21 protein-coding genes are annotated in these 25,280 nt (G+C 41.3%); all 21 read right to left on the bottom strand.

What is annotated here, in order from left to right; genetic code table 11:
- Window positions 1-116 precede the first annotated feature (116 nt).
- The 21 genes from JN080_RS07475 to JN080_RS07375 all read right to left on the bottom strand — a co-directional run bounded on the left by JN080_RS07475 (window position 117) and on the right by JN080_RS07375 (window position 25,262).
- Window positions 117-1,058 carry an MBL fold metallo-hydrolase gene (locus JN080_RS07475; protein WP_256235313.1) on the bottom strand — a complete coding sequence of 314 codons (942 nt, stop codon included), beginning with the start codon at window positions 1,056-1,058 and terminating at the stop codon, window positions 117-119.
- Window positions 1,059-1,269: 211 nt separating this feature from the next.
- Complete coding sequence (locus JN080_RS07470) at window positions 1,270-1,431, bottom strand: hypothetical protein (protein WP_256235312.1); 162 nt, start codon at window positions 1,429-1,431, stop codon at window positions 1,270-1,272.
- Between the two features lie 122 nt (window positions 1,432-1,553).
- Window positions 1,554-2,534 (bottom strand): electron transfer flavoprotein subunit alpha/FixB family protein, encoded by a 981-nt coding sequence (locus JN080_RS07465; RefSeq protein ID WP_256235311.1) that lies wholly within the window; start codon window positions 2,532-2,534, stop codon window positions 1,554-1,556.
- Between the two features lie 15 nt (window positions 2,535-2,549).
- Window positions 2,550-3,374, bottom strand: a complete 825-nt coding sequence (locus tag JN080_RS07460; protein WP_256235310.1) for an electron transfer flavoprotein subunit beta/FixA family protein — start codon at window positions 3,372-3,374, stop codon at window positions 2,550-2,552.
- Between the two features lie 45 nt (window positions 3,375-3,419).
- Window positions 3,420-4,277 carry an aspartate/glutamate racemase family protein gene (locus tag JN080_RS07455; RefSeq protein ID WP_256235309.1) on the bottom strand — a complete coding sequence of 286 codons (858 nt, stop codon included), beginning with the start codon at window positions 4,275-4,277 and terminating at the stop codon, window positions 3,420-3,422.
- Window positions 4,278-4,575: 298 nt separating this feature from the next.
- The gene (locus tag JN080_RS07450; protein WP_256235308.1) at window positions 4,576-5,952 is read right to left on the bottom strand and encodes an FAD-dependent oxidoreductase; all 1,377 of its coding nucleotides are present in this window, start codon (window positions 5,950-5,952) and stop codon (window positions 4,576-4,578) included.
- Between the two features lie 60 nt (window positions 5,953-6,012).
- Window positions 6,013-6,462, bottom strand: a complete 450-nt coding sequence (locus JN080_RS07445) for a GlcG/HbpS family heme-binding protein (RefSeq protein ID WP_256235307.1) — start codon at window positions 6,460-6,462, stop codon at window positions 6,013-6,015.
- Between the two features lie 30 nt (window positions 6,463-6,492).
- Window positions 6,493-7,224 (bottom strand): SDR family NAD(P)-dependent oxidoreductase, encoded by a 732-nt coding sequence (locus JN080_RS07440; protein WP_256235306.1) that lies wholly within the window; start codon window positions 7,222-7,224, stop codon window positions 6,493-6,495.
- A 231-nt stretch (window positions 7,225-7,455) separates the two neighbouring features.
- The gene (locus tag JN080_RS07435) at window positions 7,456-8,883 is read right to left on the bottom strand and encodes an FAD-dependent oxidoreductase (protein WP_256235305.1); all 1,428 of its coding nucleotides are present in this window, start codon (window positions 8,881-8,883) and stop codon (window positions 7,456-7,458) included.
- A gap of 44 nt (window positions 8,884-8,927) precedes the next feature.
- Window positions 8,928-9,797, bottom strand: coding sequence for an isocitrate lyase/PEP mutase family protein (locus JN080_RS07430; protein ID WP_256235304.1), 870 nt, complete (start codon window positions 9,795-9,797; stop codon window positions 8,928-8,930).
- Window positions 9,798-9,860: 63 nt separating this feature from the next.
- A complete protein-coding gene (locus JN080_RS07425; protein WP_256235303.1) occupies window positions 9,861-10,706 on the bottom strand; it encodes an FAD synthetase family protein in 846 nt (281 codons plus the stop codon).
- Between the two features lie 37 nt (window positions 10,707-10,743).
- Window positions 10,744-11,943: an acyl-CoA dehydrogenase family protein gene (locus JN080_RS07420; protein WP_256235302.1), complete on the bottom strand. Its 1,200-nt coding sequence runs from the start codon at window positions 11,941-11,943 to the stop codon at window positions 10,744-10,746.
- Between the two features lie 359 nt (window positions 11,944-12,302).
- On the bottom strand, window positions 12,303-13,496 hold the full coding sequence (locus tag JN080_RS07415) for an acyl-CoA dehydrogenase family protein (RefSeq protein WP_256235301.1): 1,194 nt from the start codon (window positions 13,494-13,496) through the stop codon (window positions 12,303-12,305).
- Window positions 13,497-13,763: 267 nt separating this feature from the next.
- A complete protein-coding gene (tcuA, locus tag JN080_RS07410) occupies window positions 13,764-15,254 on the bottom strand; it encodes an FAD-dependent tricarballylate dehydrogenase TcuA (RefSeq protein ID WP_305473828.1) in 1,491 nt (496 codons plus the stop codon).
- Window positions 15,255-15,347: 93 nt separating this feature from the next.
- Window positions 15,348-16,331: a DODA-type extradiol aromatic ring-opening family dioxygenase gene (locus JN080_RS07405; protein ID WP_256235300.1), complete on the bottom strand. Its 984-nt coding sequence runs from the start codon at window positions 16,329-16,331 to the stop codon at window positions 15,348-15,350.
- A 109-nt stretch (window positions 16,332-16,440) separates the two neighbouring features.
- Window positions 16,441-17,280 (bottom strand): alpha/beta fold hydrolase, encoded by an 840-nt coding sequence (locus tag JN080_RS07400; protein ID WP_256235299.1) that lies wholly within the window; start codon window positions 17,278-17,280, stop codon window positions 16,441-16,443.
- A gap of 180 nt (window positions 17,281-17,460) precedes the next feature.
- Entirely contained in the window at window positions 17,461-18,783 is a 1,323-nt protein-coding gene (locus JN080_RS07395) for an MFS transporter (protein WP_256235298.1), read from the bottom strand.
- 351 nt (window positions 18,784-19,134) lie between these two features.
- A complete protein-coding gene (locus JN080_RS07390) occupies window positions 19,135-21,213 on the bottom strand; it encodes a (Fe-S)-binding protein (protein ID WP_256235490.1) in 2,079 nt (692 codons plus the stop codon).
- Between the two features lie 85 nt (window positions 21,214-21,298).
- The gene (locus JN080_RS07385) at window positions 21,299-22,276 is read right to left on the bottom strand and encodes an electron transfer flavoprotein subunit alpha/FixB family protein (protein ID WP_256235297.1); all 978 of its coding nucleotides are present in this window, start codon (window positions 22,274-22,276) and stop codon (window positions 21,299-21,301) included.
- 15 nt (window positions 22,277-22,291) lie between these two features.
- On the bottom strand, window positions 22,292-23,062 hold the full coding sequence (locus JN080_RS07380; protein WP_256235296.1) for an electron transfer flavoprotein subunit beta/FixA family protein: 771 nt from the start codon (window positions 23,060-23,062) through the stop codon (window positions 22,292-22,294).
- A 343-nt stretch (window positions 23,063-23,405) separates the two neighbouring features.
- The gene (locus tag JN080_RS07375) at window positions 23,406-25,262 is read right to left on the bottom strand and encodes a V4R domain-containing protein (protein WP_256235295.1); all 1,857 of its coding nucleotides are present in this window, start codon (window positions 25,260-25,262) and stop codon (window positions 23,406-23,408) included.
- Between the last annotated feature and the right edge of the window lie 18 nt (window positions 25,263-25,280).

The following is a 25,280-nucleotide window of genomic DNA, read 5'->3' as shown; positions in this document are numbered from 1 at the left end:
AATAATTAGGTAATCCAGCATTTTTCATGCTTTCCCTCCCCTTTTTTCATGTCGAGGGGCACGAATAACCTTACTAGACGAAAAAAATAGATTGATTGAAAGAAATAATGGTTTCGTTATTTACTGCTTGCCCGGTAATAGATCTTCCCATTCTTCATCTCTTTTTCAACTTTTCCTATAGATTCAAGATATAAGAAACGCGTAATTGTCGCAATAAATGGGCTGATCAACTTACTGATACTAAGCTTTCCATAAACCTCTTGGCAAACCTGCCCAGCTGTTTTTTCTACGCTTTTTACTAAATCCAATGTTTGCTGTAAACGATGATGATGCCTGGCAGTAATTTCTTCAACTCTATTTTTAAAATGGTAAATTAAATCACCATGTCCAGGGAGAGCAAATACAATGGGATATCTTTTAATTGACTCTAATGAGGAAAAATAGTCCTTAAGTGGATTCCCATCATCCTCTGATGGAATGAGAATAATTGGTGATATGTTATTTAAAACATGATCCCCCACAACCATAATTTGCTGATCATGATGATAAAAGCAGATATGGTCCGGAGCATGTCCTGGAGTCCAAATCGTTTCATAAAAGCTACTGCCAAGTTGAATGGTCTGATTTTTTTCAAATAATCCATCAGGCTCAAAATCATAAGCAGATTCTTCCATCTGCATAATATTTTCAGGTATTTCCGGACCATCATGCTGTTGGAATAAGAGATGAAGCTTGTTTTTATCGTATTTTTGCAGTCTTAATCTCTGCATTTCTTTATAACCCAATGAAGAGATAAAAACAGGAACATTAAAACGCTCCTGAAACCAGCCGGCAAGACCAATATGGTCTGGATGTGCATGAGTCAATACTACTTTTTCTACCTTAACACCGGATGCAAGTGTTCGTTCCCAGATATCAATTGACTCTTTGGCATAGCTGCCTGTATCGATAACTGTGAAGCCCTTTTCTCCTTTAAATAAATAACTGTTTACTTCACGCATACCAAAAGGAAAACGGACAACAAGTTGATAAATGTCATCTGTTATTTTTTTTAACATTATTCCTACAATCCCCTCATTTAGTTAAATGGTTAATGGTTGAGTATTTGTCTATTTTGTTATTTTAACATTCGTTGTCATTATTTCCCACTACTTGAAATTGAGTGTATATAATTTTTAGTTGCAAATGTATTCCTTTTATATACAAAAAGCCCTAAAGTCGATACCTTTAGAGCAAAACGTGAAATTAAATAAAAGCGCCAATTGGCGCTTAGTAGTTATATTTTGAATATCCATGGAAAGGTTTTTTCTTATTGCTGTTTTTTTTCAATTCTTGACGCATTTTCTTATCCTTCCATTGATCATAATTCATTCCATTACAATCCGGGTCATTTAGATATTTTATATAATCGGAGCTATAGGAAAAAAGCATTTTCAACACCTCCATTGTCTTATAAACAATGTATGCGTTTACATTAAATTTTGACTAAAATTCGTCACCTAATTTAGTGACGAATTTTAGTTTTGTGCTGAAGTTTCCTTCATATATTACTTCTAAACTAACACCTTTTTCAGCTTTTCTGTAAGAGCCGGGATGACAGTTTTGTAGTCAGCAATCACTCCAAGATTGGCCCGTTTAAAAATAGCTGCCTCAGGATCTGTGTTGATCGCAACAACAGTTTTCGCATTGGTAATGCCCGCCAGATGCTGACTGGCCCCCGAAATTCCAACCGCGATATAAAGATCCGGACCAACAACCGCTCCAGTTTGACCGACCTGCAGATTAGACGGAACCCACCCGGCGTCACAGGCGGCACGGGATGCCCCGACCGTCCCGCCCAATAGATCTGCGAGGATTTCTAGATGTTTAAAACCATCGGGACCTTCGAGACCGCGGCCGCCTGAGATGATAATCCGAGCATCTTCAAGCCGAATATCAGATAAGGCTGACTGAATCTTTACAACCAGCTTGGTTACAACCATATCTTCGGAAACGGAAAAATCAACCGGAACGATTTCACCTGAACGGGCTGCGTCAGGGTTAGCCGGTTCTTGACTCTTTTGGCGGATGCCCACAACAACCTTTGGACGAGTGGTCGTATACTCCCCAAAAGCCTTATCACCGTAAATTGGACGAATCCACTTTTGCTTAGTGCCCTCCGATACAAAATCAACGACTTCTGTAATCGCAGATGCTCCGATACGGGTGGCTAGACGACCTACAAGATCTTTACCCATTCTGTCAAATGGTAAGATCAAAACCTCGGCGTCACACTGTTGAAATACAGTATTAAGACTATTAACATATAAGTCTACATCGTACTCTACCAACAATGGATCTGGAATGATGTAGCTTTTGCGTGCTCCACAGGCAATTGCTTCCTTGGCACCAACAATTGCCTTAGGTCCTAATAAAACAGCTCCTACTTCCCCACCGGTGGAGGTTGCAAGCCTTGAACCAAATGCCAATGCTTCCCGGGCGCCCTGACTTAGGCTTTCTCCCTGTTGATTTGCATATATAAGAATTTTGGACATGTTAACGATCACCTCCTAAAGTATCTTCAAGGCCAAGAGCTTACCAGCCAATCCATCTGCCAGTTCAGCTCCATCCTTGCCAGGCAAGATCTCACACTTTATATCCTTGTTAAGTATGTAGGCCCGCTCCAGTTTTACCCCTGGCTGGCAGCGCTCAGTATCCAGATTCATTTCCTCAGTCTCCAACTTCTTAATTGACTTGCTTCTGGCAAGGCGGATATCCTTGATCTTTGGGAGCCGTGGAACATTTGTCTCAGAGCTGATCACTGTAAATACCGCAGGAATGGGAACCCTCACAACGGAATAGCCGCCTTCTGCTTCACGGGTAGCCTTCACGCTGTCGCCATCGACCTCGAGGTCAGAAACAAGCGTCACGCAGGGAATGCTAAGTTCTTCAGCCAAAACAGGCCCGACTAAGCCTTCCTCAATATCACTTGCCTGGTATCCGGTCAGGACTATCTGAGCTCCACCGATGGTCTTGATTGTTTGGGCAAGAATATGCCCTACAGCCTGGCCATCCAGATCTTCCCACTCTTCATCCCATACGCGTACAGCGGAATCTGCTGTAAATGCTAGCGCCCGGCGCAGCACATCCTCTGAGGATTCATCACCTAAACAAAGTGCAGTCACAGTTGCTCCAGGTGTTTTGTCCCGAAGCTGGATCGCGAGCTCAAGTGCGTTTTCGGCAAAGGAATCAAGGACCATATCGGAGTCCTCATTCACGGGGCGATTAGTCTCTGGGTCAATTTTAAAATAGCGCGGTGTAATCTCCGGATCCAATACTTTCTTTAAGCACACGACAATATGCATCACTAGTTCACCTCTTTTTTTTTTATTCATTTATTAGTTCTGCCATTTCATTCATAACAATGTTCTTCTTAACGTTTAAGTGTTTTGGACCTTTTCGGCGGCCTTTACGCTAACTCCGTGATCATTTTTGGGGTCCGGGACTGGTTCTAGTCTGTACAATTCACGAAGTCTTGCCACTGCTTCGGCAGGTGGCTTGGAATTAAAATAGCCTTTGCGGGTCATATAAACACCTGATACCTGTTTTAAATCAACTAACGACTCACACATTTTAATCCCTGCTCCAAAGGAGTCAATAATTGGCACATCGCCAATTCTTGAGATTCCGTTTGTAGCCAAGAATACATTCATCGGCCCCTCTCCTGGAACAATAACGTCTGCCCCCTGTTCAATTGCTGATTCTGCTACTTTTTGGAAAGCCGCAATCACTGGTTCAGGATTATTGAACCCGGCAAGCACATCGTCAAAACCAAACTCCGGTTGAATAATCGGACCCAATTTACCACCAAGTCCGTACCTGGCAGCGTTTTGTCTCAGTTCATCCGCAAGCGGAGCCAAAAAGTTAATCACGCCAATACAGTCACCAAGCATTGAAGCCATATGAAAAGAGGCTTGACCGTAGCCGACAACCGGGATATCTACCAGCGTACGAGCTTCTAATAGTCCCACGTCAGGAATGGTCCCGATAAACATCGCATCATAGCCTGCTGCTTCCGCCATTAATGCAGCCCTGACGAACTGCTCCCGGTGTAAATTTTGCAGATATGAATGGGTAATAAAATGGCCTGGATAATGAGTTGGATAGGTCTCATCCTGCATGCCATGTAAAACAACCTCGACACCCGGACGGGCGATCCGGCTGATATGATTACTAATAGCATTCCGGTATTGCGGAACCTTGTTAATGCTAGTTAAGCTCTGATGCCAGATTTTCATAAAAGACCTCCTCGTATTTTAAGCTGTTTTTTCTCTAAAACTTCTACTCTATTAAGAAATTTTGTTAAATTGAAATATTTTTCTATAAAATAAGGCCAATATTACCTCTTTTTAGAAGGAAAATATAACTCCCTCTGATCAAAATTTGGGATATGCACCATTTTCGGTAAGTTTTGCACCATTTTAATCGGATCTTGCACCATTTTATGCAACCTATGCACCATTTTCTAGATTGTTTGCACATTTTTCCATTTTCTGCAAAAAACTTACTTAACTTGCTCACTGATAGATAGAAAAATCAACCTACTTCAACTTCTGCCAGTGCTTTCTGCACCGCAATCCGTCCAAATACAGCCGCTTTCCCTAATGAGCTTCCCGTCATGTACCCAGCCCCGTGGAATCCTCCTGTTACTTCTCCGACTGCATACAAGCCAGGGATCGTTTCACCATATGGGTTCAATACTTGCGCTTCCGGGTTGACGGCCAAACCTGCGTACGTAGCAAGCATCGCAACAGTGGTTTCAAACGCATAGAACGGTGCCTTCTCAATTGGTGTAGGTTTCCCAAAATGATGAGTCAGTGTCTTTCGGGCAAAGTCAGGATCCTCACCATATGAAACTCCTTCGTTGTATCTGGAAATTGTCTCTTCCAATATTTCGAGTGGCACGTCAATGCAGTCGGCAAGCTCTTCTAGAGTATCCACCTTGTATAGAAGCCGGCGGCGCTGAAGCAATTCAAAATCGTAGAGAGGATCATCTGCCACAGTCTTATCCATCACCGTTTGATCCCAAATCTGGAAAGTTACCTTTTCAGGCTGTTGGAAGGCTGCGTTTCCTAAAAGCTTATAAGAGATTGACTCGTTGACAAATCGCTTTCCATTTTGGTTCACGATAATGCCGCCCTTATAAAAAGCCAATCCCTGAGATTTAACAGCACCATTTGCTGTTGGATGGAACCCGTATGTCCCATTTAAATAGGGTAAATCTTGAACCCATGCTCCATGCTCCCAAGCCATTCGAATGCCATCCCCATGGTTGCCGGCGCCGCCGATTCTGAGGGCGCCATCCAAATGTGGTGCAAACTGCTTAAGCAGTTGTTCACTTTTTGCAAACCCTCCTGAAGCGATGATGACTCCTTTATCTGCTGCAGCCGTACGTTCTTCTCCGTCTTCCTTATATAAAACCCGGTCAATCCTGCCCTCTTTATTTTTTATTAGTCTTAAGGCAGGTGCTTTGATACAGATTGTCACGTTTGGAAGCTCCTTTGTCCTTCGATAAAGCACCTGGATTGCTTGATGCGGGTCGATAATGTGTCCGCGCGGAACACTGTGACCGCTTACTGCCTCAATCGTCCGAAATTCAACTCCGTGATTGATCATCCATTTATAGGTTTCTAATTGGTGCTGGCCATAGATTTCTACAAGGGACTTTTCATTTACCCCTCCACCGACTTCAACCAGGTCATTCAACAGTGATTCAGTCGAATCGACTATGCCTGCCTCCTCCTGCATATCAGTCCCGGCAAAAGCCATATATCCCGAGCTAAGTACTGTGCTTCCGCCAAGCTCATCCTGCTTCTCAAGCAGCAGCACATTTGCCCCCTGCTCGCCGGCCTCTACGGCTGCACACATACCTGCAAGGCCTCCGCCCAAAATAATCAAATCGAAGTGTTCCATTCGTGTTCACATCCTTATTTGTTCATACAATCAGCTAATAATATAGAATCATAATCTAATTTAGGCATTCTTTATTTCCAGATTTTCCAGCACTGATAAAGCTGCTTGACAAACCTCCATATCGTGGGAGTAATGCCCTCCGCTTACGCCAATACCGCCTATCAGTTCATCACCAAGCTTAATTGGATATCCGCCTCCAAACGTTACTAATCTTGGAGTATGAACAATCCCGTGCAGCAATGGCGGGTCATCCTTGATTCTGTCGTACCACTCATGTGTGGCACGGTTATAGGCTGCTGCCGAAAATGCTTTATTTTGTGCGACCTCTGCACTTAAAACGGGTGCTCCATCCATGACCGCAAACTCCTTTAAATTTCCAACCCGGTCCACAATTGCAATACTAAAATTGATGCCCATTTCTTTTGCTTTTGCACGTGCTGCCTCCATCATTTTATCTGCCAAGTCTAGACTAATCGTATTAGCTTCAACCGTTAATTTTAAATTTTCCATGTTCATCCACCTTTCTTTTTCTAAAAATGGTTAAATACCAACCGGCCGCCCGTAGCCAAACGCTTCAATCGCTGTAGCGGTAATTGCCTTTGATTTTGGTAAGCACAAATTAACAATGACATTTGCTAAATCAATTGGCTGCATCCAATTATCTTTATTAAAATTCGGGGCAATGTCCTCCATCATTTTTGTATCAACAGGACCCGGACATACGGCATTCACTCTAATTCTGTATGGTTTCAGTTCTTCACCCAGTGCTTTTGAAAATCCGATTACCGCATATTTTGAAGTAATATAGGCACTCCGGTCAGGACCGCCTTTTGTCCCCCAAATAGAGGAGATGTTAATAATTACACCCTCCTTTTTCTCAATCATTTTGGGAACAACCGCTTTTGAAAATAAGAATGGTCCACGTACATTAACATCCTGGATAAAATCCCACTCCTCGATTGCTGTTTCCTGAAACGGTTTTAAGCTCATCACACCGGCATTATTAATTAAAATATCGATCGAGCCTAATTGCTCTTCTGTTTGTTGAACCGCTCTATTTACATCATCCTCGAAACGAACATCCCCATGGAGGGCAATTGCTTCGCCGCCAATTTCATTTTTAATATAGTTTGCTGTTTCCTCACTATCACTGCGAGAAAAAACAGCTACTTTTGCGCCTTGCTTTGCTAAAAGAATGCAGGTCTCTCTGCCGATCCCCCGGCTGCCACCGGTTACAAAAGCTACTTTATTTTTTAATTCCAAGAAAACCACCCTTTCCATGCAAAAACAATAGTTAAAATTTTCTATTTTTATTTGATTGTGCACCAATGGGCAGCAAAAACAGGCTGATTCCGTTGGAGCACCAGATTATTTCGCCGATTTTTACAATAATTCCGCCAAATTTCTAATTGATTTCGCCGTTTTTTCATTTATTTCGCCAATACTAGGACTGATTTCGCCAATTTTAAGTTTTTTTCGCCAAACGTATTTTTCAGTTACTTTTTAAACCTCAATGCCGTTTGAATTCGTTACATATGTAACAGCATGCTCACCGGCACGGCGGCCAAATACCAGACCTCTTAAGACTGATGTTCCGCCGGGATATTTTCCGTAGTAAAGTCCGGCCGTTTCACCCACAGCATATAAACCAGGAATGGCATCATCGTCTTGTGACAAAACTCTACCGTTGATATCTGTTGCAAGACCCCCGTTCGTAAAAACATTCGAGCAGACAATTGGATAGGCGATAAATGGACCCTTATCAATCGTGATCGCCCAATTTGATTTTGGAGGAGTAGTTCCTACTGCTTGTTTACCATCCTTTTTGTCCCAATAAAATTCACCCGGCTGAACGGCTGCATTAAAAGCATCGATTGTTGCCTTCAATTGATCTGCCGGAACTCCAATTTTCCCTGCCAGTTCTTCGATAGATTCTGCCTCAATCGCTGGTTTGTCTGTTTCGATTGCTTGCTCGTATTTAGGGATATCATACATTTTTTGATCACTGATCATATAAGCGATATGACCTGGAAGGTTGTGAAAAATTGTCCTGGCTACTTGTTCATATTGCTCATCTACAGTGGAGATCCCTTCATCAACAAACCGCTTGCCATTCTTATCGACCAAAATCCCATACGGATATGTCATGACAGCCGCTTCTTCCCGCTTACTTCTTGGGTCAACCGGCTCAGCATGGAAGGAATCAAACTGTCCGGCCGTTTTTGCGCCGACTGCTAATGCCATGCGAATCCCTTCACCTTTGTTGTATAACCCGCCTTCGGCAACGGTTGGAATTTTGTGGGCATCTCTGCCGACATATTGGGCCATCATCTCTTGATTTCCCTGGAAGCCCCCTGCTGCAAGCACAACTGCTCCGACCTTCAGCTGCAGAGAAGTTCCTCCCTTAACGCGCACATTGACACCATTAACAACACCATCATCATCAAGCAGTAGTTTCCAGGCAGTTGCCTCATAAATAATCTCAACCCCAAGACCAGCAGCGCGGCGTGATAACGTATCAACGATGGCACGTCCGCCTCCCACTGGCAATAAACGCGGCCTTGAAGCGGTTAAAAACATCGTTGGCAGGTAGTCGAAGTCAACCCCTTTTTCCTCTACCCAGCGAAGTGTGCTTCCGGCGTTTGCTGCAAGGGTTTCGATATACTTGCGATCCGAATAATTGTCTGAAAAAGCCATCATGTCTTCGACAAAATTATCTGCTGGTTCATCAAGGTTTTTCATTCGCATATAGGAAGCTGTCCAGCGTGAGTTGCCGCCTCTGTGATCGTAATCAGCGCGTTCGAGGATGGCGATTTTAAGATTCTGGCCCGCTTTCTTTGCATTCTCTGCAGCAGACAATGCCGCTGCCGTTCCTGCTACTCCACAACCAATTACTACAATGTCATAATCTAGTTCTCTTCCCACTTTCATGTCCTCCTCGTATCAATTGTTATAGAGATTTTTCTATAAATATATTAAGAATATAAATATTCCTTTTCCCATTCTTTAATTTGATTTAGTTTAAAAAGTGACTGTCTTTCTTCCCATGTACAAATATGATTTAATAGATTTTCTTGTGATCCTGTTTCCTTCAATATTTTTAAAGAGTCAGTGATTCCTTTAATTGCCGAACGAAGAACCGTATTTGCACAAAGCATAATTTTAAAACCAAATTCCTCGGCTTCATTTAATGAAACAAGTGGTGTTTTCCCACCTTCAACCAAATTGACGATTTGCGGAATTCCCTTTAATGAATAAGTAATTTGCTTTAATTGCTCAATCGTCGTCGGGGCTTCAACAAAAATAACGTCAGCTCCGGCCTCGGCATAAGCATGGGCTCGATCCAGGGCATCTTCGATTCCGTTAACGGCTAATGCATCTGTTCGGGCAATAATCGCCAAATTTTCATCGATCCGTGTATCTAAGGCCGCTTTGATTTTATTTACCATTTCATCTTTGGAAATAACATCTTTGCCGCTGAAATGGCCGCATTTCTTTGGTGAAACCTGGTCCTCCATTTGAATCGCCGCGACTCCCGCTCTTTCAAATTCTTTGACAGTCCGCATTACGTTAATGGCATTTCCAAACCCAGTATCTGCATCAACGACAATTGGGGCGGTAGTAACATCGGCCATCCGGGTGACAATATCCACCACTTCTTTTAACGATGTTAAACCTACATCAGCCCAGCCCAATTGGGCATTCGAAATGCCGGCCCCGGTAGCGTAAACCGCTTTAAAGCCGATTTCTTCTATTAATTTAGCTGACATTGCATCATAAGCGCCTGGCAGGATAAAAGATCCTGGTTCCTGGAGCAGCGTTTGGAAGTCGTTTGTTTTTTTCATTGCATGTAATCCCCTTTTTACAAAACAAATTTTTCGAAAAAATAAAGCGTATTTATCGTTAAGTTAACTGCTGCTAGCAATTCTCATCCAATCATGTTCATATGCGGGCACATTCTTTGCTTTGCTGATCCGCCGATGCCAAACAATTGAATGGATTCCATGAGAGGGTGTGGTTAACACTGAAAGCGAAATCAGTTCTTTTTCGCCGGTTACAATTATTTCTGTTTGAAGTGAATGGACCCCCCCTCTGATTGTAACGGCATACCTGCCTGGTGCAGGCAATGTATAAAATGGTTTTACCCTTAGGGAAATACCGTCCCATTCGCATTCCACTTCATATGACCTTCCAAGTAAATCCGGTAAGTCGGCCACATTTCCGATTGCTAATTTTTCACGAATACAAGTTGAACTAATTTTTTCGCCGCGGCACTCAACTTTATCTACTTTGGTAACTTCAAGAAGCCCGCCGGAATCCGTTTTTAGCCGCTCCATATTCCCCGCTCCCCGAAATCCGTACGTATAATCAAATCCGGCAACTGCATGGACGACACCAAGGTTGATTAAGTATTTCGCTGCAAACTGCTCTGGAGAAAACGAAGCGAATTCCCGGTCGAATTCAACAATATAAAAGATGTCTACACCCAACTGTGACAGCAATTTCCTTTTAGCCGAAAGCGGCATCAAGTAATCTACTTGTTTCTTCCCGTTGGATAAAATTGTTTTTGGATGTGGAAAGAAGCTCATCACAGAGAGTAATAGATTCTTTTCCTTCGCTTTCACCAAAGCCGTTTGAATCACTTCACGGTGTCCTTTGTGAACCCCGTCAAAAAAGCCTAAGGCCATAACGTTTGGTCTTGCATGCTGCTGCCAATATGCCAAATTTTCAGGGTTCAAGTAAATCACTTCCATACAGTTCCTCTCCTTCTTTTATTTCGCCTCGATCGTATTAAATATTTTTCGTATTGCTGTTTAAACCACAAAGAACGCGGCCATAGTTTTCTACTGAAGTAATCGGGGATACCGTTCTATGCGTATAAAGTGCTGAGAAATCACGGGCGATCCTTTGCATTGGATGACCTTCTCCTACGTACGCTGATCCGGTTGCCAGGATAAGAATATCTATCGCTTCCTTACATGCTTGAACGGCAAATCCGATATTGGCCAGCATCTTTACCCGCTCAGCTTTATCCATGTACTCGCCGCTTTGGGCACAAGCATCCATTCGATCAGCCGCTTTGTAAAAATGCATAGCAGCCGTTTCAATTTTCAGCGATGCTTGGGCTGCCTGGTGGTGGGTGGTTGTGGCCTCATTTAAATAATCCACCCCTAAATTGGCTGCTCTTCGGTTTGGTAATTTTTCCATAAATAAGTCTAAGGCGGCTTTAGCCATCCCTAAGCCCGGCACGCCGATTGACATCGCCAGCGCTGGAAAAAGTGCGGTATTATAGAGCGGAATATCACGAAAATGCTCGGATTGGAATTTTCCGTCGATTGCTTCTGTAAACGATACAACACGGTGATCAGGAATAAAAACGTCTTTGATGGTTATGCTATTGCTGCATGTTCCACGCAAGCCAACGACGTGCCAATCGTCAGCAATCTCGACCTGACTCATCGGTAATGTGATCAAGCCTTGGTCTACTACTTCGCCGTTCTTATCTACGAGAGGCATTCCGAAGTAGCCCCATGTTGCATGAAGTGATCCGGAACAAAATGGCCAAAACCCTTCTTCGATCATGTAACCGCCTTCAACTTTATGAACTTTAATTTTTCTAGGCTCGAATACTCCAGAAAAAACAATATCGTCACTGGATCCATAAATTTCTTCATGCGTTTGTTCAGAAAATGATTCAGAAATCATTAATTCCCGAAGACAACAGAGTGCCACGACCCAGCCCGTTGAACCACAGCCGCGCGATATTTCGGTAATGATATCCGTGTAGGTTCTCATATCCGTTTGGTAACCGCCAAACCTTTTTGAACGATGAATATAGAATAGTCCTGATTCCTTTAATTCCTTAATCGTTGTTTCCGGTATTCTACGAATTTCTTCCGTTTCGCTTGCCCGTGCACGTAATCTCGGAACGAACGACCGGGCTTTTTCAACTAGCTCGTTTTCTGTTTCAACCATTGTGCTTATCATCATTGCATCTTCCCTTCAATCATTTTTTTACAAACGTTAAATTAATTACCTAAAAAAGTTTACGAGACCCGGTAGTAGAAAAAGATGTTTTTGTAATTTGTTTATAGTTTGATTTTAGAAAATTCAATCATCTTTATCTAGAGTAAAAACCATTTGAGTTTTCGCTCTTTTTTAAGTAATTTTTATTGGTTTTTTTGTAAATGTTCGAAGGGAGAACGCTTTTAACAGGTTACTAACGTCTTCAAACCATAAAAAGGTCTTTAATTCGTATAAACTGGCAAAAGAAAAGACGGTATTACTTGCACGATAGTACTCTTGTGCAGTCAACCGTCTTAGCCTTTAATTAATTAATTAATTAAACTTTAATACCTCATTGCATTGGATTCGAGTCCTGATAGAACCCGACCGTAATTTTCCTTTGTGATCGTTGGTGAGAGCGATCTGTGGGAATATAATGTCCAGAAATCCCGGAAGATTCTTTGGAGCGGATGACCATCATAAACAAATCCCGAACCGCTCGCAAGCATTAAAATGTCAAGCGCTTCTTTACACATCTGATTGGCGTAGCCAATATCAGCCAAAGCTTTTACCCTCGCCGGACGATCCATATAGTTTCCACTTGCTGCCCATGCATCCATTTCGTCGGCTACACGGTAGTAATGCATTTCAGCACTATCAATTTTTAAAGAAGCCTCAGCTACCTGTACATGCAGACTTGGTGAATCTTTTAAATATTCAACACCAATATGCGCAGCTTTTTTGTTTGGAAGGAACTCTTGGAAAAATTCCAATGCTGCCTTCACTAGCCCCAAACCCGGCAAACCTAAAGATAAAATTAACCCCGGGAAAAGTGCAGTATTGTATAACGGTATATCACGCAGGTGCTTCGATTGGAAATTTCCATTCAATGCATCATCAAACGAAACAACCCGATGTTCAGGAACAAAAACATTATGCATTTTTATGCTGTTACTGCCTGTTCCTCTTAAGCCCAGCGTATTCCAGTCATCCATAATCTCAACCTCATGAAATGGCAGCGTCATCAAAGCCTGATCAACGAGATTACCATTTTCATTAACAATCGCCATGCCAAAGTATCCCCAATTTGCGTGTAGAGAACCTGAACAAAACCCCCAAAAGCCTTCTTCGATCAGATAGCCGCCGTCTACTTTGCGGGCAATACACTTTCTCGGTTCATATACTCCCGCAAAGACAACATCTTCATTTTTCCCGAAAATTTCTTCATGGGTTTTTTCAGAAAATGATTCAGCTACCATAAGTTCACGGATGCTGCATAGTGCTAATATCCAGCCAGTTGAGGCACAGCCCTTAGAAATTTCAACAATCGCATCTGAATAGGTTCTCATATTGGTTTCATGTCCGCCATACCTTTTAGGTCGAAGCATTGTCATGAGACCGCTTTCTTTTAATTCTTTCATAGTTGCTTCGGGAATTCTCCGAATCTTTTCCGTTTCCGCGGCACGCTCCCGCAGTTTTGGAATCAACGCACGGGCTTTTTCTGTAAATGTGGTATCTACTTGGGCAATTTGGTTCATACTTCCATCTCCTTTTTATTAAAAACTAGTAAACTACGGAAAAACGAATATAAATTATAAAATGTAAAGATATCGTAAAAAAATCTGCTTGTATTCAAAAGGATTCTTTAGGCTTTGATTGGGATGATACATGTTTTCCAATGGATTCTACATATTTTTAGTGCGATTCTACATATTTTTGGTGTCATTCTACATGTTTTCCAATGGATTCTACATATTTTTAGTGTCATTCTACATGTTTTCCATTGGATTCTACATATCTGCCAACTATCTATTTAATAGAGGCCGCTTTATAAATTGTGCTGCATTCTCTCCGGCTAATTTTCCGAACACCGAGCCTGCCATTAAGCCGGCTCCGCCGGGATAGTTGAAATAAAATAACCCGCCAACAAGCTCGCCTGCTGCATAGAAACCAGGAATCGATTGTGACATAAGATCCTGTACCTCAGTAAGTGTATTAATTTTTAAGCCGCCGAATGTAAACGTAATGCCACAAGTGACAGCATAAGCCTCAAATGGACCTTCATCCAGAAGATTGGCCCAGTTTGATTTGCGTACCTCTAACCCTTCTGTACAGCGACCGTCTTTAATATTTGGGTTAAATGGAATATCTTGACGGACTGCCTCATTGTATGCTTTTACTGTCTGCAAAAACTGCTCAGGGTCGACACCCTCCAATATTTCAGCCAATTCCTCCAAGGTATTGGCTTTTACCTTCGTCACTTTCCTTAATTTGTACTCGTCACGGAGCAAATGTGTTACTTTTTGGTCGAAAATCTGCCAGGCAAACTGGTCCGGCTGTTCAAGGATCAGCCTTCCTAATTTTGCATACGTGTAATTTCGAAAGTCAGCCCCTTCATCAACGAAGCGTTTTCCCTCTGCATTTACGATAATTCCGAATGGATAGCTAAGCTTTTGGAATCCTTCTCCTAATGATTCGGCATAGCGGTCGCCGCCGACAGCGTGGGCACCTGACCAGTGTCCATGTGACATGGCGCCGATATTTAGAGCCATTTGAATCCCTTCACCAGTATTAAAACGGCTCCCTCTTGGTCTTGCTAAATCCCATTTCGGTCCTAAATAGCGCGTCCGCATTTCGGTGTTCGCATGAAAACCGCCTGATGCCAGGATAACAGCTTTCGCGTGAATCTCCGACCTTTTGCCATTATGCTTAAAGACCACTCCATGCACGCCGTCATCATCATGGATCAGTTCAGTCGCCATTGCATTGAACAATACCTGAACCCCCAAACGGCCAGCTTCCTGATGAAGAGCCCCGACTAAACCCTGTCCCCCACCGACTGATTCTACAATCATGCCGCCCCAAAACTTAAATTTTCCATCTACTTTAAAAGCCTGGCGCCCGTAAATTGGCACAAACCTTACCTTATGGGATCTGAGCCATTTCATCGTTTCGAAGCTCTTACCTGTTAAAAGTGAGGCCAGCTCAGGATTCGTCCGGTATTCAGTAAGCCTGCACATATCCTCAAAATAATCTTCATCCGGATAGGTTCCGAAATCGGAAGTCTCGATTTCTTCCAGTGTAAGTTCAGGCATAATTTGCTTTAAATCCTCTACACCGTTATAGGCAAACCGAATTGAGCCATGGGTATAGGCACTGTTTCCACCCTTTTCCTCTTCCGGCGCTTTTTCCAGGACAATGACTTTGGCGCCATTTTCCCGTGCTGCAATGGCAGCACACATCGCTGCATTTCCTGCTCCAATGACGACGACATCTGTTTCAAAAATACTGTTCAAAGGAAATTCTCCTTTTCATTTAAATGAGTGTCATGAATAAAATTGTTTTAATTTTCAAAATTTTGTTTCGAAAAACTTTTAACCGAAAGATGGCTAACTAATTTCAATTTCAGACGCTTTTTTCTGCATGTCCTGATTGATTGGCTGCTTGAATTGAACAATTCCCATTCCTGTTACCCACTCTGGAATCGGCTCATAATAAACAACGTCAGCTTCCAAGTTTTGCACTGCCCCTAGCAGAGCAATCCAGTTGCGGATTTCCTGTCCCCCATTGCCGAAATTCTCTTCAATTTCTTCATAACTCCAATTTTTTATTGTTTCATAATCACCGTTCGCAATAAGCTGTAAAAATTCACGATCGCTTTTTTCATTTACAGGTCCTGATTCGATTTTGGTTACTCTCTCAATGCGACCTTTATAAAATTCCTCTCTCGGCACGGTAATAACACTAAGTCCATTTTTCATCAAATGGATCATTTCTTGGTCTTCCGGTTTTTGGCTGTCAACTTTAGGAACCGGTACCCAATGAGATAATCCGCCGGAAGCCGCAATCGCTACTTTTTTATCAGAATCCCAAGATTGAATCGCCTTACGTAGAACGTTACCTAATTGAAAACAACGTTCCATTGTCGGTAACGGCGGGGCAACAGTATTAATGGCAATTGGCACAACCGGAATTTTCAGGTCAGGGTTCAAGAAGTAAATTCCTTGTGTATGACCATGATCCACTTTCATCGACATGGTAAACGAAAAATCAATATTATTTTCCAGTCCCGTATTAAGGATATGTTTCGCTAAATCCTGTTGGACCGGAACCTTGTATTTTGGCAGCAGCCAATCCCCCAAGCCCTCACATTCACCAATTCCGATGGCAAAGGTTGGCATATGATTATAAAAATAATGATTAAAATGGTCATCAGAAATCAATACAAGTACATCTGCCCCAACCTCTTCCAGCCATTCCTTCATTTCCTTTGACTTTTGAATAAACCTCTGCCCTTTTTCACCTCCCCTTTCCTCACTTGTCATGATTAAAGGACTATGCGATATCGCAACACCAGCAATGATTTCAGCCATTTTATTCCACTCCCTTTTTACTCTTATAAAAACAAAGTTGTGATTTGAAATCTTTGGAAGCCTTTATTTCAACACATGTGCGTTATTTCAAATCACAACTTGGGATTCATTAAATCGAATTTCCAAAATAATTTAGAATTAAATTGTTAAAGCTTTCCCGATTCTCAATTTGTGTCCAATGCCCACATTGTCCGTACACATGCATTTGGACATTGGGCAGATGGGAAAGCAGGTAATAGCTGGACTCTACAGAGCATACCATGTCATCACGGCCATGGACGAGCAAAATTGGCTGTTGGATTCGTCTTAACGCAGTCACTGGCACGGGTACAGCTGCTGTTGCAAATATTGAATTATTCGAAGCCTGGATTTCAGAGCGCATAGCCGTTTCATACCGAGTGTCGGCAAGTGCATCAATCTCTGGTGCAAGCTTCTCATCATCATAGACAAACCAGCTCATAATTTGACGCATTTTCTTTTCGGAAGGATTATCATAAAATCCTTTAGCCCGGCCAAGCTCTAAGCTTATCTTCGTATTTGGTGTTCCCCCCGGTCCCATCAGGACCACTTTTTCAAATCGTTCAGGATGTTCTAGTAAAAGCTCTAGTGCAACTGAACAGCCTAACGAATTCCCAACGACGTGAGCCTTTTGAATTCCAAGCTCGTTGAGAAGTTCAATTATTTGGTTTACCCAATGATCCATCCAGCCCTGTCTGTTTTTCGGAAGTGTTTCTGGATGACTGCTATTACCGAATCCAAACAAATCTGGGGCCAAACAATCATACTGTTCGCCGCAGGCAGCTAATGCGTAGCGCCAATTGGCCCAAGCAAAAACACCTGGTCCAGAACCGTGCAGAAATAAAATCACTTCTGAATTCCCCTCACCGGTGCGATTTAAATATGTTTCATATTTTCCCGTTTTTACTAATTTTTGCGTAATGTTTGCCATAGGTTTATATACTCCTCCTTCTAGATCTGGAACGATCTTAAAATCATGTTAATGAAACCCTTTACATAACTAAATTTTAGAAAATTCCATCATTTATTTCTAGAGGAAAAACCATTTGATTTTCCCACGGTTTTTAAGTAATTTTTATTGGTTTTTTTGTTTAGAACTGAAAAAGGCTGGTTAATTCGGTATCTCTACGGTCCCGTCTTCTACAATCTCTGTTCGCTTATTAGCTAGCAATTTTAAGGTAGCAAGACAGAGCAGACTGAGGAGCATGAAACCGGCAATGATGAACATTCCTTGCGTTAAGGTGACCATTCCCATAATCATCGGTCCTAAAAAGCCCCCTAATGAGGAAATGGTGTTAACAATTGCAATACCTGCAGGTGCGGTTGATTCTGTAAAGAAGAGCGTTAAAAATGCATAAAATGAACCTGATATCCCATACAATCCACCTGAAGTAATCGTAAGCATTATGACCATCATCGTAACGCTCGAAGCATTTGCACAACCAATAAATCCAATCATGGCAATAATGATACACACTGCCAAGTGCTTTTTATGTGATTTTGTTCGATCTGCATTCCAGCCGACAAAAAGAATAGACGGAACCGCAATAATAGCAGGAATCATCGTTAACCAGCCGACTTGGGTAATCGTTGTGGAAGAAGATGATAAGGACTTAAGAATCGTTGGTATCCAGAATGATAGAGCATTCACGGCTACATACATTCCAAAATTAAATACAGCTAACTTCCAAACCTTCGAATCTTTCAACATTGCACGGGCTGAGGTTTTATTTACTTTTGCACTTAATTCCCGCTCTTTGGTTAATTCACCTTCAAGCCATGTTTTTTCTTCTTTCGTTAACCATTTTGCATCTGCTGGTCGATTTTTCAAGAAAACCAAAACCGCAATACCTAAAAGAATTGCCGGAATCCCTTCTAAAATAAACATCCATCTCCAGCCAGTTAAACCGCCCCAAGTGATATTCGCGATAATCCAAGTCGACAATGGAGCACCAAACAAGGCACTTAATGGTAAGGCAACGAAAAATGCCGCAGTTGCTCTTCCTCGATCCTGGACTCTGAACCAATAGGTTAAGTAAAGAACGATACCCGGGACGAAGCCTGCTTCAGCTGCACCTAGTAAAAAGCGGAGAATATATAAGTGCGTTGGTGTTTGGACAAAGCCGCATAATATAACAACAATCCCCCATGTTATCATGATCCGGAAAATCCACAATCGCGCCCCGACTTTTTGCAGGATTAGATTACTGGGAACTTCAAAGAAGAAGAAACTGAGAAAATATAAACCTGACAACAAACCAAACGCCTCAGCCGTTAATCCCAAATCGGCATTCATTTTTAAGGCTGCATACCCCATATTTACCCTATCTAAGAATGCAATAACGTATAAGAGCATAATAAAGGGTAAAATTCTTTTCATCGTTTTCTTAACCGTACTTCTTTCAATTTCCTGAATCGAATCAGCTTGATTCAAATAAATCCCTCCTTAAGATCATAAAAAGCAAAAACCCTTACATTGTTAAATTTTAGAAAATTCAGAATTGTATTTCTAGAGTGGATACTATTGAATTTTTTACTATTTTCAAGTACTTTTTATTGGTTTTTCATGTAAAACAAAAGGGTTTCCAATTTTCGGAATACCCTTTTGTCTAATATAATTCACAAGTAAAAACCTATATTTTCAACTCACCCAAAGCAAGCAGTGAGTCTAAAACTAATAATAGCTGATAACTCTCAGATGAATCTCGTAAATCCTTTTTAATGGCTTTTTAATTTTAACAATAAATTATCACTGCTTTTCTAATGAAGTTAGTTACTGCATAAATCACAATGCTTTTTCCAAAATTTCAACGATATCAAAGGTTGCTACTGTTTCTTCAACTTCTTTTGCCTTTACACCATCGCTGACCATCGTTAAGCAGTACGGACATCCGCTGCCAATCATGGTTGGTTTTGCTTCAAGAAGTTGTTCTGTTCTTACAATATTTATCCGAGTCCCAGTATCCTCTTCTGTCCACATCATACCGCCTCCAGCCCCGCAGCACATGGCACTTTCGCGGTTGCGGCCGGCTTCAACAAGCTTTACGCCTGGAATCGCTTTTAAAATTTCACGCGGCGGGTCATAGACGGTATTGTAGCGCCCTAGATAACAAGAGTCATGGTAGGTGATCACTTCATTTACTTCTTTTGTCGGTTTAATTTTACCTTGTTTGATCCATTGATAGAGCAATTCTGTGTGGTGATAGACTTCCGCTTCAAGACCAAATTCCGGATACTCATTTTTGAACGTATTAAAGGCATGCGGATCTATCGTTACAATTTTCTTCACGTTGTGCTTTTGAAATGTTTCAATATTGCCATTGGCTAATTCCTGGAATAAAAACTCATTTCCGATCCTTCGTGGTGTATCGCCTGAGTTTTTCTCTTTATTACCTAAGATTGCATATGTAACGCCTGCTAGATTCATTACACGGGCAAATGACTGGGCAATCTTTTGGCTGCGGTTATCATAAGAACCCATTGAACCAACAAAGAAAAGATATTCAAACTCTTCACCGGACTTTTCCTTTTCTTTAACAGTTGGCACATGAATATCCTCACGGCCATCACGCCAATTTTCACGTTCTTTCCGATTAAGGCCCCATGGATTGCCTTGGCGTTCGATATTTGTAATCGCACGCTGAGCATCGGGCTTCATTTTGCCTTCTGTTAAAACAAGGTAACGGCGTAAATCAATAATTTTATCCACGTGTTCATTCATTACCGGACACTGATCTTCACAATTGCGGCAGGTTGTACAGGCCCAGATTTCTTCTTCTGTAATGACGTCGCCTATTAAACTAACATCACTTTCTAATGCAGCAGCTGCCTCCCCGCTTAAAGCACTTTGCATGGCTAATTGGTTGCCTCTTGTATGACTAAACGCAAAAGCTGGCATCCACGGGCTTTTCGATGTGACCGCCGCCCCTTTTTCTGTTAAATGGTTACGCAGTTTCACAATTAGATCCATCGGCGACAGCACTTTTCCTGTTCCGGTGGCCGGGCACATGCTTGTACATCTTCCACATTCTACACATGCATAAAGATCAAGCAGCTGCTTTTGATTAAAGTCTTCAATTTTGCTAACACCAAAAGCTTCTGCTGATTCGTCCTCAAAATTAATGGTTGATAATTGGCCTACCTTTTGTGTTCTTCCTAAAAAGACATTGGCAACACCAGCAATTAAGTGTGCGTGTTTTCCTTGCGGAATGTAAACTAAAAAGGCGAGTAAACATAATAGATGCAACCACCAAAAAACAAAGAAAAGGACTGCAGCCGCGTTTTGAGGCAGCCAGCTAAATGAATAAGCAATCAAAGAAGCGATTGGTTCAGACCATGATAATTCCTCACCATGCCAAATGATTGCCATTCCATTTGCAAAAAGAGTTGCAATCATAAGACCGCCAAGAAACATGTAAACAAGACCGGATACAAAGCTCCGCTTTAGTCGGACAAGTTTTTCAATATAGCGGCGGTAAAAACCCCAAAATGTTGCCACCAGGATCATTAAAACGATAATTTCCTGGAAGAAAGAAAAATATGGATAAAGAGGTCCTAATGGCAGATGAGAGTCAAACCGAATCCCCCTCCAAATAAGATCGATTGCCCCAAATTGTACGAGCAGAAAACCATAGAAATACATAACGTGCATCGTACCACTTTTTTTATCCTTTAATAGCTTTTTTTGCCCGAGCACATTCACAATAATTGCTTCAATACGTTCATTTACGGTTTTATTAAATTCAGCTTTTTTCCCTAACTTTATATAAGCAATCCGTGTTCTTACGAGTTTGATAAATAAATAGATTGCATAACACGTTATAAGGAGAAAAAGTACGGTATTTGCTATTTGTAAAGGACTGATTGTAATCTCTTCCCATCCGAAAAATTTAAGAGTAAAACTAGAGTAATCAGGCAGAAGGGTCTCCACCTGACTCGAAACTTTTTTCTTAGCTCCCTACGGCGACACTTTTCATTGCTTCGGTAAACAATGGCACTACCTCAAATAAATCTCCAACAATTCCATAGTCGGCAACATCAAAAATTGGTGCCTCTGGATCCTTATTAATGGCAACAATTATTTTTGAATTAGACATACCAGCTAAATGCTGGATCGCCCCTGATATACCTACTGCAATATAAAGATCTGGTGTGACAACTTTACCTGTTTGTCCAATTTGTAAAGCATAATCGCAATACCCGGCGTCACATGCACCACGGGAAGCTCCAACGGCAGCACCTAATACATTGGCAAGTTCATCTAAAATCTTAAATCCATCCTGGCTTTTTACACCACGACCTCCTGAAATGATAACTTTTGCTTCGGATAGGTCAATCCCGCCTGCTGTTTTTCGGACGACTTCCTTGATGATTGTCCGTAGATCCTTAATGACAACTTGGACATCGCTCACATCTCCGGTACGTAATTCATCTTTTTCTAATGGTGCAATATTATTTGGGCGAACGGTTGCGAAAACGAAACCATCAGCGATTTTTAATTTTTCAAATGCCTTTCCTGAATAAATCGGAACTGTGAAAGTTGCATCTCCATTGTCCATGTCTACATTTACAACATCAGAAACTAGCCCGGCATTTAATTTTGTTGCAATTCTCGGTGATAAATCTTTTCCTTGTGCCGTATGGCCCATGACAAGACCCTCTGGTTTTTCTTCTTCTATTACCTGTAGTAATGCTTGTTGATAGGCATCGGTTGTATACATTTTTAAATCCGCATGTTCTACTTTAACAGCACGGTCTGCTCCATAATGCAGCATTGTTAAGGTTTCAGCACCGATTGTTTCTCCAAATAATGCCGCAACAACTTCTCCTCCATCCGCAATGAGCTTTGCGGCCGCAATTGCCTCAAATGAAACGTTTCGCAAAACACCGTCACGAATTTCTCCCAATACTAATACTTTTTTTGCCATAATAAACCTCCTTAATTAAATAACTTTTGCTTCTGTCTTTAATATAGTGACTAACTGTTGAACTTGATTATTTAATTCACCTACAAGGATTTTTCCTTGTTGTTTTTTTGGCGGCAGGTAGCTGTCAACCTTTTCGATTTTGACTTTCACATCGTCCTCTTCTAAATCCAAATCATCTAACTCAAGTGTCGTTAATGGTTTCTTTTTCGCTTTCATGATCCCTGGCAAGGATGGATAGCGGGGTTCATTCAAGCCTTGCTGTGCGGTAACCAAAACCGGAAGTGATACTTCGAGTGTTTCTTCGTCACCTTCAACATCATGAACGATTATTGCTTTCTCTCTATCAACCGTCAGCTTTGTTACCGCTGTGACTTGAGGTATTCCAAGTATTTCAGCTACACGCGGCCCTACCTGTCCCGACCCGCCATCAACCGCTACGTTTCCAGCCAGGATAATATCCGCTTCTTGGTCTTTTAAGTAGGCTGCTAGTACTGTTGCTGTAGAAAATTGATCAATTTCCTCGATATCTTCACAATCTATCAATACAGCTTTGTCAGCTCCCATCGCTAGAGCAGTACGCAGCTCTTTTTCTGTCTCTTCTTCCCCAAAGGTTATAACAGTCACTTCACCACCGTGCTTCTCACGGAGAAGGATCGCCTCTTCAATCGCATACTCGTCGTATGGATTAATGATAAATTCAACGCCTTCATTTTTTATGTTACCGTTTTCAATTATGATCCTTTCTTCAGTATCAAAGGTACGTTTCATAATCACGTAGATTTTCATTTGCCTCTCTCCTTGTTCGTTTTATCGGCATTTCCGGTATTTGGACATTCATGAAAGGAAAACAATCCTGTTTTTGTGTTTGAATTAATCAACAAAATAAATTCCCCTCCGGTAGTGGAACAAGATGTTGCTTATATATAAATTTTAGAAAATTCAATTACTTTTATCTAGAGTAAAAACCCTCTAAGTTCTTATTCACTTTTCATTAATGTTTATTGGTTTTTTAAAAACAATCAAAAAAAACATCTTAACCGAAAAATAAGCCTTACAAACCATAAAAAATAGCCTTAAATTGATAAATAGAGCGATCCAAAAGTTTGGACGCTCTTTTGTCAAACCGATTTTATATTTTTAGTTCGCCTAAAGCGAGCAGTGAGTCTAGAATTAATAAAAGCTGGTAGCTATGAGATGAGTCCCGCAAATCCTTTTTTAGGAGTTTCTCCAATTTGTTAATCCGATACATCAGACCACTCATCGATAAAGAAAGATCATCCATCGTCTTTTGCAGCTTCCCGCCATTTGCTAAAAATACATATAATGTTTTGATCAGTTCATACATTTTCGCGTCACTTAAATTATATAATGGTCCCAGTTCTTGTTTGGCAATTTTTTTAATCCCATTGATGTTTTTCGAATTGATTAACACACCGACGATTCCTAAATCACTAAAGTGGATCATTTTCTTTTCTGCGGACATTCTTAGTGCAATAAATGACTCATCAATATACTCTAACACTATTTCAATATCATCGGATTCATCACTTATCCCAATTTTATAATCATAGGAAGGATTTGTATTTTCGATGTGCTTCAGGATTTTGCCCATATCAGCTAACAGATGAGCTGATGAAGGAATATACATAATAATCCGCCCCTCATACAGGCCAATTAACGCTTTATACCCCTGGATATCCAAATACTTCGCAATTGTTTCTAACAGATGTTCAGCGTACTCTATATTTTTTTGATTGCTACCCTTCTCCGAAAAATCGATGGCAGCAATGTGATAGGGAGCTTTAAAATCAAAGCCCATATAGCGGCCGCGTTTGATAATTTCTTCTTTGGAAGAATATTGGCCTTTGAGAATTTGTTCTAAAAAGTATCCCTTCATTTTTTCAATTGCTTCAAAGCTCGTTTTTTCATTCAAAAGATAGAGCGAAGCTGCATTTGCCACTCTCTCGATAAACATAATATCGTTCTCTGTGAAGTTCACTCCATTTTTTGAATAAAGGAATGTACAATATCCAATAATTTTTTTCTGAACCATAATCGGTGTAATCAGCCGCTCTTGATTTCCTGTTTTTAATTTGGTTGTCTCTTTAAAGTACGGCAGGAGATTGTTATTTTTTCTGTTTTTTTGCATTAAACTCTTTCGTAAATCTTTATTTAATTGAATGTATTCTTCCTCTTCTATTCCTGAAATAGCTATTTTTTGAAAGCCCAAATCCTCAATTGCGATTGGGATGCGCAGTAATTTATAGGTAGAATCGGCTATATCCTTTAGGTTGCTGCCGTTGGAAACACTTTCTGTCAGTTTCTTATGAAAGGTTGAGACCTTTTCGATATAATTACGCTGTTCAAGCAGCTGCTCGTAGGTACCCTCTAACTCTTCAATGATATTCAATTCATAATACAGCTGGAGATCCCCGTGAATTTCATTTCCCCAGTCTTCTTTCAGTCTCATCTCAAAGCAGCATTCAGGATCTCCTTTGGCAATGCAGCTGATTTCTTTGACAAAAATTTCTTTCTGACAAATTGTTGACATGTAACCACTTGCGTAACCTGTCAGTGTGTGGCAAACTGGAGTATCGGATTGTCCATGATGCTTGAGGTGCTCATGTGCTTCAAATGAATCAATCCATTTCCCCTTCCCGCGAATCGATTTAATCTCGTCTGAATCTGTCATTTCAATTAATCTTTCAGTCGACTGCATATCGCCAATATGTCCTGTACTTAAATGCAGAATAGAAGCCTGTTTGATTAGAAAATCGATGGAAGTATTTGTTTTCATCGCTTCCTCGGCATCACTGACACCTAGGTTCCAACCGTAGCGGAGCAGAAAGCCTGTCGCTCTTCTTGTTCCCAAATTTTTAATTAAACCCTTCCGCAGCACCCCGAACGCAGCCGTTGTCGTTAAAATTTTTTTATTTCCATCTTCTGCTACGGTTTGTTCTCTGTTTTTGGCTAAATTATTATTCATACCTTCCACCTTCTCTAA

It is taken from the genome of Bacillus sp. EB600, assembly GCF_024494385.1.
In the GTDB taxonomy this organism is placed as follows: domain Bacteria; phylum Bacillota; class Bacilli; order Bacillales; family Cytobacillaceae; genus JAEVLT01.
The sequence above is the reverse complement of the archived record's forward strand: the minus strand, read 5'-3'. Positions and strand labels throughout refer to the sequence as shown.